Source organism: Streptomyces sp. MnatMP-M17 (genome assembly GCF_900091995.1).
In the GTDB taxonomy this organism is placed as follows: Bacteria; Actinomycetota; Actinomycetes; order Streptomycetales; family Streptomycetaceae; genus Streptomyces.
Genome location: NZ_FMDK01000688.1, coordinates 1 through 3,806, shown reverse-complemented (window position 1 = coordinate 3,806; position 3,806 = coordinate 1). Strand labels below are relative to the sequence as shown.

Annotated in this window: 2 protein-coding genes and 1 pseudogene; 1 reads left to right on the top strand and 2 read right to left on the bottom strand. The window is 71.8% G+C overall.

What is annotated here, in order from left to right; all coding sequences use genetic code 11:
• Nucleotides 1-248: 248 nt before the first annotated feature.
• A complete protein-coding gene (locus GA0115259_RS28365) occupies nt 249-1,244 on the top strand; it encodes a glycoside hydrolase family 26 protein (protein ID WP_370748577.1) in 996 nt (331 codons plus the stop codon).
• Here the strand turns inward: GA0115259_RS28365 and GA0115259_RS28360 are convergent.
• Nucleotides 1,190-3,454 (bottom strand): lipopolysaccharide biosynthesis protein, encoded by a 2,265-nt coding sequence (locus tag GA0115259_RS28360; RefSeq protein WP_370748575.1) that lies wholly within the window; start codon nt 3,452-3,454, stop codon nt 1,190-1,192. The genes GA0115259_RS28365 and GA0115259_RS28360 overlap by 55 nt on opposite strands.
• Nucleotides 3,447-3,806, bottom strand: a pseudogene (locus GA0115259_RS28355) (DegT/DnrJ/EryC1/StrS aminotransferase family protein); the annotation flags it as partial. The pseudogene GA0115259_RS28355 and the gene GA0115259_RS28360, both read right to left, overlap by 8 nt.

The following is a 3,806-nucleotide window of genomic DNA, read 5'->3' as shown; positions in this document are numbered from 1 at the left end:
CCGCCCCCCGCCGTACCGCTGCCCGCCGCGACCCGGGAGGCCGTGAGCCTACGGGCCGCCGAGCGCCTCAAACCGGGTCCCTGGAGGGGCCGGTGACCGGCATACCGGCACGGCACCGGACCGAGGGCGGACGCCGGACCGAGGGCGGACGCCGGGCCAAGGGCGGACGCCGGGCCAAGGGCGGGCGGCGGTCCACCGGTATCGCGCTCGTCCTGGCCGCCGCAGGCGCGCTGCTCGTCGGCCTCGGGATCGGAGCCACGGGACCGGGAGCGCCCGGCGGCAGGGACGACTCGGCCGACGGACCGTGCGCGGCGGGCCCGTTGCTGGAGCCGCCCTGCGGCGCCTGGTGGGGCGCGTATGTGCCGTATGCGGAGAACGGTTCGCTCAAGGACGCGGTGTACGGCTTCGAGAAGAAGATCGGCCGCAAGCTGGATCTTGTCTACAACTACCACGACATGTCCAACACCGCCCGCGACGGTGTGCTGCTCACGCCCGACGAACGCGAGCTGGGCCGGGACCGGATGCTGATGCTGGCCTGGGAGTCCACCGTATGGACCGAGCCGCACCACAAGAACTGGACCGAGACCCAGCTCGGCTGGCGCAATGTCGCCGCCGGGAAGTTCGACGAGGAGATCATCGATCCGCAGGCCCGCCGTCTCAAGGCGTACGGCAAGCGCGTCTTCTTCTCCTTCGACCAGGAGACCGACTTCCGTACTCCGGACGCGGGCACGCCCGAGGAGTTCATCGCCGCCTACCGCCATATCCACGACCGGTTCGAGAAGCTCGGTGTGGACAATGTGGTGTGGGTGTGGACGGTCTCCGGCTATCTGGGCAACGCCGAGCTGATGAAGTCGCTCTATCCGGGCGACGAGTACGTGGACTGGATCGGCATGGACCAGTACAACTACTTCGCCTGTCATGACTCACCGAACTGGCTGGACTTCGAGCGCAGCCAGCGGCCGTCCTACGAGTGGCTGCGCGAGAATGTGTCCGACCGGAAACCGGTCATGCTCGCCGAGTTCAGTACGGCGCCCGATCCCGCCCGTCCCGGCCGGCAGCGCGGCTGGTACGAGAAGATCCCGGAGGTCGTGCCGACGCTCCCCCGGGTACGGGCGCTGGTGCACTGGAACCGTCCCGTACCGGGCCGGCACTGCGATCTCACTGTCAACAAGGGCCCGGCGCTGGAGGGCTATCGCGAAGCGGGCCGCGATCCGTACTTCCGCCAGCCCGTTCCCGCACGGTGACGATGACGGTGACGGCGTACGGCGAGGGCCACCGCCGTCACTCCGCACAGCCCGCACAGCCCTGCCGTCACGGGCAGCGCGACCGTCGCGAACGGATGCTGCGCCGCCCAGCCCGCCACGGCGAGCACCCACACCACGCTCGCCGTGACGCGTCTGTCCGTACGCAGTGCCCACAGCGTGAGGGCGGTCAGCACCAGGCAGAGCAGTTGCAGGGCGACGGGCAGGGTCCGCAGCACCGCGTCGGGAAGGTCCGCGACGGCACCGTGCCAGAGACCTGACGCCCGGTCGGGCGGTACGCCCAGCAGCGGAGGCGCGGAGTGCAGCGCGGCGAAGGTGGTCAGCGGTCCCAGCGCGAGCAGCACCGGGCCCGGCCGGTCGAGTGAGACGGTGGCGCACTGGACGACGATCAGCAGGATGCCCGCGATCAGGGTGAACGGCGGCAGCACATCGAGGAGTTGAGCACCGGTGAGCCGATCGAGGCCGATGTCCTCGGCCTGTGCGAGCGGCGACCAGAACAGTCCGCCCGCGATCCCGAGCAGCAGCCACAGCAGACTGACCGTCCGGCTCTCGTCGACGGGCGCGGATACGGCCGCGGGCGCGGGCGACGGAACGGATATCGGAAGGCCGACGGCCGGAGTCGCGGTGTCGTGGACACCGCGCAGACAGGCCGTGCGCTCCGCCCAGGTCGTGCCGTACTCCGCCCGCTCCCGTGACGCCTCCTCGGCCGTGTCCGTACGGCGCCGGGCGGCCCTGCGGGCCCACTCGGTGCCGTACTCGTCCGCGCCCGCGCCTGGCCCCGCTGCCCTCTGTTCCTGCCTCCGTTGTTTCAGCCCGCGCCCGCGCCCGCGCCCACGCTCCCGTCCCGTACGGTGACCGTCCCGCAGCGCCGCCCGTAGTCCCGGCGCCGCCACCAGCGCGACCAGCGTCATGGACAGCAGCATCGCCAGCCCCGCGCCCGAGATCCCGGCCGGGCCGAGCAGGAACAGCGCGCTGCCCAGGACGAGTACGCACATGGCGCCCTGGAGCGCGGCGAGCATGCCCGTACGGCCCTGGACGCGCAGCACGCCGATGTACAGCTCCACGACGACCCGGGGCAGGGCGGCGGCGGCCAGCAGCCGCAGCACGGTCGTGCCGTTGCGCGCGTAGTCGTCGCCGAAGGGCGCGAGGACCTGTGGTGCGAAGAGCACCAGTATCAGCACCACGGGCACCAGCAGGAATGTCATCCGGCGCAGCGCTCCGCGTACGCCCTCGGCGAGCCGGTCCGGACTGTGCGAGGCGTGCGCGGTGAGCGAGGAGGCCATGTTGATGGCCATGAACTCCATCGTGCCGCCCACGGTGTAGGCCGTGTAGAAGAAGGCGTTGTGCGCGGCGTCGAAGCGGACCGCGACCATCACCGGCAGCAGATTGATCATCGCCAGACTGAACAGCGCGCCGACCGAGTCACCGGCCAGGAACCGTCCGATGTCGGCCGGCCGCGGCGGCTCGCGGTCCCGGTCGGCCGCCGCCTGCCGGGGGATGAGCCTGCGGAAGACCAGCCAGCCGAGCGGCAGCACGGACAGGGCGATGGCCGCCGCCCAGGAGACGAAGACTCCGAGTACGGGCAGCGCGCCGGCGAACACGGCGAGCAGCAGCAGCTTGCCGATGGAGAACACGGCGTTGCCGACGGGCACCCAGAAGGCCTTGCGCAGCCCGGTCAGTACGCCGTCCTGGAGCGTGAGCAGCGCCCAGGCGACACAGGAGGCGGTGAAGACGAGGCCCGCCGTGACACCGTGGAGCGGTGCGTAGGACGGGCCCCACAGATCGAGCGTCAGCAGAAACACCACGCAGGCGACACACACGACCAGTGAGCTGATGGTGTAGGCCCGCCACACCAGCGGCCCGGTGGCCCGACCGGCGCGCGGCACATAGCGCACCACCGCGCCAATCATGGTGGTGGCGGTGATCGAGGCCAGCAGCCGCATGGCGGCGATGGCGGCCGAGCCCTGCCCTACCGCCTCCTCCGTGTAGTAGCGCGCGGCGACCAGCCAGAAGCCGAGGCCCAGGGCGGCGGAGACACCGGTGGAGAGCATCAGGGCATAGGCGTTGCGGAACATCGAGTCGCCGCCGCCGGACTCCGTCTGTGTCCGCTGTGTCCGCTGTGTCCCCGAGGCGCCGGGCACGGAATCCGCCTGGCCGGCGGCCGGCTTCCCTAACCGGGCGGTGTCAGCCACCGCCGCCGAACCCTTCGCCGCCGAGCCCTCCTCGTTCCATGGGCCGTTCGTCCGGTTGCTCCACCGGCCGGGCGCCCAGCGTGGTGAGAACGGAGATCACCTGGTCGGCCCGGCGCGGGTCGACGGGCAGCGCGTGCCGCGCGAACCAGGCGGCCGGTCCCGGCGCGGGCGAGGGATCGGTGAAGACCTCGCCCGCGTAGACGTCCAGCGGCGGATCGTAGAGATATCCGGTGGTGACGCGGTGCCGGGCGAGGGCGGCGATGGCCGCGTCCCGGTCCTCGACCAGCAACGGCACCCGGAACAGCGGCTGTACAGGTTCCGAGCGGCTGCCGCTCCAGGGACCGCCCGCCCC